General features: G+C 38.9%; 6 protein-coding genes. 1 reads left to right on the top strand and 5 read right to left on the bottom strand.

All coding sequences use genetic code 11. The features are described from left to right. Positions 1-594 precede the first annotated feature (594 nt). The 3 genes from F6K23_RS17825 to F6K23_RS17835 all read right to left on the bottom strand — a co-directional run bounded on the left by F6K23_RS17825 (position 595) and on the right by F6K23_RS17835 (position 2238). Positions 595-1041: a DUF1963 domain-containing protein gene (locus F6K23_RS17825; RefSeq protein ID WP_293158319.1), complete on the bottom strand. Its 447-nt coding sequence runs from the start codon at positions 1039-1041 to the stop codon at positions 595-597. Further along, complete coding sequence (locus F6K23_RS17830) at positions 950-1138, bottom strand: hypothetical protein (protein ID WP_293158255.1); 189 nt, start codon at positions 1136-1138, stop codon at positions 950-952. Before F6K23_RS17830 ends, F6K23_RS17825 begins: the two co-directional genes overlap by 92 nt. Before the next feature lie 101 nt (positions 1139-1239). Then, on the bottom strand, positions 1240-2238 hold the full coding sequence (locus F6K23_RS17835) for an ATP-binding cassette domain-containing protein (RefSeq protein ID WP_293158258.1): 999 nt from the start codon (positions 2236-2238) through the stop codon (positions 1240-1242). Between the two features lie 89 nt (positions 2239-2327). Here F6K23_RS17835 and F6K23_RS17840 point away from each other — a divergent pair, with 89 nt between their 5' ends. Further along, the gene (locus tag F6K23_RS17840) at positions 2328-3131 is read left to right on the top strand and encodes a calcium-binding protein (RefSeq protein WP_293158261.1); all 804 of its coding nucleotides are present in this window, start codon (positions 2328-2330) and stop codon (positions 3129-3131) included. A gap of 657 nt (positions 3132-3788) precedes the next feature. Here the strand turns inward: F6K23_RS17840 and F6K23_RS17845 are convergent. Together F6K23_RS17845 and F6K23_RS17850 are read right to left on the bottom strand one after the other, a co-directional pair. Then, positions 3789-4589: a hypothetical protein gene (locus tag F6K23_RS17845; RefSeq protein WP_293158264.1), complete on the bottom strand. Its 801-nt coding sequence runs from the start codon at positions 4587-4589 to the stop codon at positions 3789-3791. Positions 4590-4715: 126 nt separating this feature from the next. After that, a partial coding sequence (locus F6K23_RS17850; protein ID WP_293158267.1) for a DUF4912 domain-containing protein occupies positions 4716-8044 on the bottom strand: 3329 nt, incomplete at its 5' end.

Raw genomic sequence — 8044 nt, forward strand, 5'->3', positions numbered from 1 at the left:
GCCCAACCAAATGCTACTTGATTTTTATGATGTTTACCGAAAAATTGGGTTTAAAGCCTTGCCCTTTTAGGGCAACTTTATGTTATACTTATAAAAGCGGCAAAGGTATTCAACCGCTCTAAAAACCTAGCTACTAATCGTAGCAAACTAGCACCTTGAAAACTGCGGTCAGACCCCGCGTCGCCGTCAGGCGCAAGGGAATGCTGACCAACAGAAGAGTTAGGGGGTTTTGCACAGGAATGCTTGTGTATGGAAAAGCTCTAAGCAACAAGTATCAGAGAACCAGAGTTTTTTTAAGGTTTAAACTGTACCGTAGGGCATACGGGAACAGGCTCTTGAAATAGAGTGAACGCTTGGGGAGAGAACCATCTCTGGACTAAATGACGTAAAGTGTTTAGTTTAAGTGGATTCATTGAACCAAGAATCCTGGTTTCAGGAGAATCCCCGTGCGTTTACGCCGGGGAGTATGTCAAATTGAGTAATATGACCACAACCAGCATCCCCAAACATAAAAGGTAAATTATCGTTAGAATCAACCTGAAAAACTAACCGCATTCCTTCACCACAAATCGGACAATTAGGATATTCTATTCCCTAGACCCATAGAGGCAAACCTGCTAATTTATCTCCTTCAATTGGGAAATTATCGATAAATAATTCATCTAAATTAAAATCTAATTCTACACCAAATTCTTCTGCTTCTTCATAATTAGGATAATCTTCTAGATATTGCCAATCGACGATTAATTTAGGAGGAAAAATTCCTTGATTTTCAGGAATTTTTACATCTTGTACTTCTGCTTTTGGTTGAATAATTCTAATTAAATGAATATCTGAAAATACTTGGCATCCTGGATAATCGCAATCACAAGGTATTTCTTCATTAGTACAATAAAACATTTGCAAAATACCACTACCAAATTCATTTTTTAATGCTTCTGGTAAGGTATTAAGGTTTAGCTGAAGAAAGAATTGTAAAGGATTTTGGCAATGGGGACATTTCGGCCATTGTTCGTTTTTTGGTAAACCTTGGTTTACCAGCAAATTTAGAAGCAGTTAAATCCCCATCTCCATCAATAGTTATTGGTTTCCAAGCATGACGTTTATAGGGTTGAATTTCTGGGGGAATATTAGTCATTTCAGTTATCAGTTATCAGTTATCATCAACTCGGTAATTGCTGTAATATAATTCAGAAAAATTCCAACTTTTTAATTTTGACTTTTGACTTTTGACTTAAACTAAACTTTTCCTGCCCGAAAAACTCTACCAATAACCTCCTCAATAGGTGGGTCAGTCACAGTTAAATCTTGCACTTCTAATTCTGCCAAAATCTGAGCTACAGTTGCCGTTAAATTTTCCCGGCGTACTAACAAATGCACTGACTGACCTTCAAACATTTCCACCTCCCCATAATTAGATAAATGTTGCTCAAAATTATCTACATCCGTAGCCACAGAATTAAGTAATTCTATTTGTACCTCTCGATAAGGAGCAAAGCGATCAAGTAAACCATCTAAACTGCCATCATAAATTAACTGACCTTGATATATCAATAACACACGCTTACACAAAGCCGTAATATCAGCCATATAATGACTCGTCAATAACACAGTTGCCTCATAACGTTGATTATATTCTTGCAAAAACTCCCGCACTGCCACTTGTGCATTTATATCTAAACCTAGAGTTGGTTCATCCAAAAATAAAACTTTCGGTTGATGCAACAACGCCGCCATCAACTCTGCCTTCATCCGCTCCCCCAGAGATAATTTTCTGACTGGTTGCTTCAACTTTCCCTCTAGGGACAACATTTCTGTTAATTCCATCAACCGCTTATAATACTCTTGATCAGAAAGACCATAAACAGCAGCATTAATTTTCAGGGAGTCTAACACTGGTAAATCCCAGATTAACTGTTGTTTTTGCCCCATAACTAAAGTAATTTGCTCTAAAAATTCTCTTTTGCGCTCAAAGGGTACATAATCTGCTACCTTAACTATACCGTTAGACGGATGAATTAAACCTGTGAGCATTTTCAGAGTAGTAGTTTTACCAGCGCCGTTGGGTCCGAGAAACCCCACTACTTCCCCTGGGTCTATTTCAAATGTAATATCTTCAACTGCCTTAACATATTGGTAAGTGCGACGTATAAAATGACGTAGTGTTCCCTTAATTCCTGGTTCTTTGATGGCTACTGGGTAGATTTTGCTTAGATTTTTAGCGACTATAATAGACATAAGTTTTGAATATTAATTTGAGTTACAGACAACATTCGACATAAATAGGACAGCAGAAAATTTAGCATATTTAGGAGACATACTAAGTTATGGTACTTACTCAAGATTTTTCAGATTCTTTTCCTCGTTTATTGGGAACAAGCGATGATGATAATGAGATTCTCACAGTAGAGCAAGCTACTTCTTTTCCTGGGGGAGTATTAGCTCTCAGTGGAGATGATATCATTACTGGTTCATCTGTCAACGACTTAATTTTTGGTGGTAGAGGAGAAGATGAGTTATTTGGAGAGGGTGGTAATGATAGTTTGTATGGTAACAAGGATACAGATTTTCTCAATGGTGGCTTTGGTGATGATATATTGTATGGAGGTAAGGGTGCCGATCTATTAAATGGTGGAGACGGTAATGATACTCTGATTGGTGATGCTGGTGTTGGTATTTATAAAGGTGGTTTGGGAAGTGATGTGTATGTTTTCAGAACTGAGTTAGCAGGAATAACACAAGATTTAAGTGGTATTAGTTCTGTATTTCCAGGAATTCCCAGTACTATTGAATTGCCTAATGCAATTATTACTGATTTTAATGCTACTGAAGATATTATTGGATTAACAGGAGGGATGACAAAATCTGATTTGATATTTGAAGATTTTAACAGTTTTGAGGAGTTTGGGATTAATACAAATTTGATTTTACCATTTATTGGTGATGAACTTGAACTGTTAGCTAAAGCAGATATTTCAGTGCAGGATTTAGATCCAAATAATGATGGTGTTTTAGAGGGTACTGCGATTAAAATGAGTGGTACAAATCAAATGTTAGGATATGTGTTGAACACAAGTTCGGCAGAAATAGCAGCTTTGCCAGAGTCACAGTTTATTAGTGTTAATTTTTAAGGAAATAGATAAAGAATTTAGGGATGTTTCATGGAACGTCCCTAAAACCTACATTCCACACTTCAAAGCTTAGTATAAAAGGCAAGATGAAAAAGATAAATTACTATATAAAAAAAATTACTATATAAAAAATAGTATCAAACCTATTCATTCTGACTCCTGACTCCTGTATTCCCCTCCTGGGAGGGGTTAGTGGTGGGTTTACTCCTACAGCGCTTTTCAAATTGATGAACCACATCTTCACACATCAAACTTTGTAGGGGCGATTCGCGAATCGCCCCTACTGTGGTCTACCCAAATGAAAACCGCTGTAAGCAGTAACCTAAATATTTGTAGCAAAGATTTATCAAACTGGTATAATTGGACATAAAAAAAATCTTCAATCGTCATAACTACGCTCATCTTTGTGATTCTCTCTCCTCCTGATATCATGTCCGTTTATATCGTTTGTGTAAACCCAAGGGTGAATATCTGCAGGAAATAATGGTTTTTTTCTTGCGAGGGTAGCCTTTCTTCCTCTTCTCTCTTCCCTCTTCCTTCTTCCCTCTTCCTTCTTCCTTACCTTTGCTATGCAAGACCGATGCTGCCGGACATGATATGACTCCTCCTTACTTAACTAATCTATAACTGTTTAACCGGATTTAATATAACTTCTGCTCAAGAATGCACCTTCCCCACAGAAACGATTGTCACTAAGCTGTCTAAAATTAACTGACCAAAAACTTGTTCCATTTCTGTTGCTATACGTCCATACTCTCCTTCATAGGGTGTTGTTTCTCCCCGATGCTTAATTAAGGACTGTAGAACTGTTACTGCGTGTTTTTTAAACTGTGTCGCTCGCCAAAACAAAGCAGCAGTTTCCATATCCCAGGCACTATTTTTCTGGGTACTGCTTTCTAAGATATTAATCAGACTTTTAACATTATCAGTCCTTTCTCCGATTAGCTCAGGGTAATTATAAGCATGATAATCTTCAACATGATGGCAAATCATTAACTGTACTGGGCAAAGCAGTGATTCTGCCTGATGCCGAAGACTGTCTACCAGTAAGGGAGAAGCAAAAAGACTCTGACCCCATTGTGAAGCAGAAAGACCCGAATCGCGCATCAAGCCATAAAGGTTATTAACTTCGTCAATGATATTAATGTCTCTAAGATTGTCTGGAGTTACATATCGATCATTAGACCCGTAGCGAACAATATAATCAGCTTCAGCAGCATACATTTCCAGAAAGGCAAAGCCAGAGCCACCAGCACCCATTGGTACACTGGCAACAAACATATAGTGCCCCTGGTAACTACCTGTGTAGATAACTATGCCCCAACTGTCGGTATGCAATTGAGCTGAAGGAAAATAACGGTTGACTAGACGTTGAGCGCGCTGAGGATTGGAGCAAACAATACCTGCTGCTGGGAGAGGTTTCTTGATAATTACGTTTTCGGATATGGTGAATTTCATGGGAGACTTTACATATAGGGAGGGCGAATACCATTCGCCCCTACAGATGGTGGTTTAAAAGTCAATTTGCGTAAGTTCTGATAATTATAGTTGGGTAAATATTACGAAATTTACCCACCCTATTACTTAGGAATATAACTTAGCTACAGAAACAGTAAGCTCTCCGTTGTTATCATCAGGATAAGTATCAACAAAAAAGGCATACAAAGTAGTCGTTTCCAAAACCTCTAGCGTTAGTGTTTCGTGAGACCCATTCAAAGTTGACCAGGTTTGCCCAACCGGAATATTTGTCTTTTTATTCTTCACTTTTCCACCAAAAATCCAAAGTAAAACAAATGGTTCACCAGAGGGACAGATATTAGAACCGTAACCAAATGTACCACTTTTAATCCGCACAATATAAATCCCTGGTTCAAGGGTTTCAGAGACGCCTGTTTCTTGAAGTCCCTTGATTTGTGCATCATTGAGTGAATAACAATTGTTACGACTATGGACAACAAGATGCTGAATCTCACAGTCACCAGGGGTGATGTTACTTGTTGCGATCGCTGTTTCTTCTTTGCTTCCCGATCTTTGAGATATTAAATCTGCATCAATAGTTGCTTCATCAGGAGGAATTGTTTCTACTGCCTCAATATCATCAGTTTGAGTCAAAACAGGTATTCGCAGTGGGTTAGAACAAGCAATCCTTAGCCACTGCAAATTATCAGTGACATAACCAATCTCTGCTAAATAATCAACATAACTAAGAGAACTAACATTGATAGGTATTTTCTGTTTCTGGATAGACTCCTCACAATCATATTGTTGTATCTTTTGAGCTTTTTGTGATTCTAGATCAACATCTGTAACATCATAAATCCGCAATTGGTATTGCTGACCACCTTGTTGTTTTGCTGCATCCTTAGCAGCTTGAGAAACTACTAAATGAACACAAGCACTCTGGTGATCGTGAGGCACTATAGTAATCCAACTGGATTTCAATGCTTCCTCTGGAATACTTGCTGTAGTGGGAGTTGTGTCTAACTCTGTACTTTTTACTTCATCACTGTCTACAGTAAAGTCAGGTACAGGCATCCGGATACAGTTAGAACGAGCCAATTTTAACCACTCACCGTCATCAGTTACATAACCTATTTCTGCCTGATAATCACGGTCACTCACAAAAACAGGTACTTGCATTTGCTGAGTAGATTCCTCACAATTATAGGCTTGTACATTGTATGCTGGCTGTGTATCCAAGTCAATACCTGTAACATCATAAATTCGCAACTGATATTGCTCTCCCCCCTTTTCCTTCATTGCATTTTTCGCAGCTTGAGGAACTTCCCAAGCTACCATCATATTCTCCGGATTATCAGGAGCAATAGTAATTTTACACGGAGGTAATACCCATTTTACTGGTGTTTTACCTAATATTTCTGGTTCTTGTGCTACATTTTTATCTTCATCTACACGATATTCTGATATCCGAACTCGGTTAGAACGAGCCAATGGTAGCCACTGACCATCATCAGTAGCAAAGCCTATTTCTGCTTGATATTCACAATCATCTAATAAGTTTCCTACTTGCCACTGCTGATTTGACTCTTCGGAATCATAATACCTGGTACTATTAGCTGGTTGTGAGTCTAGGTCAATATTTGTGACATCATAAACCCGCAGTTGATATTGCTGACCTCCATATAATTTAGCTGCATCTTTGTCTGCTTCTGGAACTGACCAAGTTGCTGATGCACTTTTACTATGATTAGATTTCAGATTGATTTTACTATTTAGTTCCCGTTTTCGATTTGCCCATGCTGCTAATAACCCTGCTACTCCTAATCCTCCTACTATTTGCCCTATTCCTATACCATCTGTTGGAGTTGTTTGATTTCCATCAACTGGTGTTGTGTCTGTATCTGTGGTATCTAACTCTGCTTCTGGTGTTGATATCTCTTGGTTTTCATTTTCATCCACGGTCGTGGCAGTTTCTGGTATTGATATCCTGAGTTTTTCTGAACAAGCTAACTTTAACCACTGACCATCATCAGTCACATAACCTATTTCTGCCTGGTAGTCATGTTCTGGTACTAAAGAATCTAGTTCTTTGTCTGTGGTTGATTCTGAGCAATCATACTGCTGCACACTGGGAGCAGGTTGTGAGTCGAGGTCGATATCTGTGACATCATAAACCCGTAGTTGATATTGTTTACCTCCATGGGATTTAGCTGCATCTTTATCTGCTTGTGGAACTGACCAAGTTGCTAATGCCGTTTGATTTGGTTGTGCTGTGAGAGTTATTTCACTATTTTTGGCTTGATTTGCCCATGCTGCTAATAACCCTGCTAATCCTAATCCTCCTACTATTTGCCCTATTCCTATACCATCTGTTGGAGTTGTTTGATTTCCATCAACTGGTGTTGTGTCTGTATCTGTGGTATCTAACTCTGCTTCTGGTGTTGATATCTCTTGGTTTTCATTTTCATCCACGGTCGTGGCAGTTTCTGGTATTGATATCCTGAGTTTTTCTGAACGAGCTAACTTTAACCACTCTCCATTCTCTGTAACATAACCTATTTCTGCCTGGTAGTCATGTTCTGGCACTAAAGAATCTAGTTCTTTGTCTGTGGTTAATTCTGAGCAATCATACTGCTGCACACTGGGAGCAGGTTGTGAGTCGAGGTCGATATCTGTGACATCATAAACCCGTAGTTGATATTGCTGACCTCCATGAGATTTAGCTGCATCTTTATCTGCTTGTGGAACTGACCAAGTTGCTAATGCCGTTTGATTTGGTTGTGATGTGAGAGTTATTTCACTATTTTTGGCTTGATTTGCCCATGCTGCTAATAACCCTGCTAATCCTAATCCTCCTACTATTGGTGCTATTGGTATGCCATCTGTTGGAGTTGTTTGATTTCCATCAGCGGGAGTTGTTGGTGTATCTGTAGTATCTACCCCTACCTCTGGTATTGATATTCCCGTACTGTCATCTCCATCCATTGGAGCAACAGTTTCTGGTATTGATATCCTGAGTTTTTCTGAACGAGCTAACTTTAACCACTCTCCATTCTCTGTAACATAACCTATTTCTGCCTGGTAGTCATGTTCTGGCACTAAAGAATCTAGTTCTTTGTCTGTGGTTAATTCTGAGCAATCATACTGCTGCACACTGGGAGCAGGTTGTGAGTCGAGGTCGATATCTGTGACATCATAAACCCGTAGTTGATATTGCTGACCTCCATGAGATTTAGCTGCATCTTTATCTGCTTGTGGAACTGACCAAGTTGCTAATGCCGTTTGATTTGGTTGTGATGTGAGAGTTATTTCACTATTTTTGGCTTGATTTGCCCATGCTGCTAATAACCCTGCTAATCCTAATCCTCCTACTATTGGTGCTATTGGTATGCCATCTGTTGGAGTTGTTTGATTTCCATCAGCGGGAGTTGTTGGTGTATCTGTAGTATCTA

The organism is Okeania sp. SIO2C9 (genome assembly GCF_010672455.1).
Classification (GTDB): Bacteria; Cyanobacteriota; Cyanobacteriia; order Cyanobacteriales; family Microcoleaceae; genus Okeania.

Excerpts from the sequence above, each read along its gene's own strand:
- F6K23_RS17830 (WP_293158255.1), bottom strand. The coding sequence starts at position 1,138 with ATGACTAATATTCCCCCAGAAATTCAACCCTATAAACGTCATGCTTGG.
- F6K23_RS17835 (WP_293158258.1), bottom strand. The coding sequence starts at position 2,238 with ATGTCTATTATAGTCGCTAAAAATCTAAGCAAAATCTACCCAGTAGCC.
- F6K23_RS17840 (WP_293158261.1), top strand. The coding sequence starts at position 2,328 with ATGGTACTTACTCAAGATTTTTCAGATTCTTTTCCTCGTTTATTGGGA.
- F6K23_RS17845 (WP_293158264.1), bottom strand. The coding sequence starts at position 4,589 with ATGAAATTCACCATATCCGAAAACGTAATTATCAAGAAACCTCTCCCA.